The sequence below is a fragment of the Sulfitobacter sp. HI0129 genome, assembly GCF_001635395.1.
Classification (GTDB): Bacteria; Pseudomonadota; Alphaproteobacteria; order Rhodobacterales; family Rhodobacteraceae; genus Sulfitobacter.
Map to the genome: position 1 here is coordinate 1 of NZ_LWGH01001001.1, position 234 is coordinate 234.

General features: G+C 60.7%; 1 pseudogene. It reads right to left on the bottom strand.

From position 1 onward, the window contains the following. A pseudogene (locus A3764_RS21720) lies at nt 1-234 on the bottom strand (serine hydrolase); the annotation flags it as partial.

A 234-nucleotide genomic window follows, 5' to 3' on the forward strand; every position in this document is an offset into this window, starting at 1 on the left:
ATTCAAGCCCCATGGGCGCGATGATCTTTTCCGACAGCAAGTCCGGGATCGACCGGCCGGTGGCCCCCCGCGTGACCATACCGAGCACATGGGTGTCGATGGAGACATATTTCCATTCCGCCCCCGGTTCGGCGAACCGCGCTTTGAGGTCCGTGGTGAAATCATCGAGCGTACCGCCCAGGGCAACCACCCGACCCATGCGGTTGATGTCCGAATCGTAGTCGAGGTAATCCT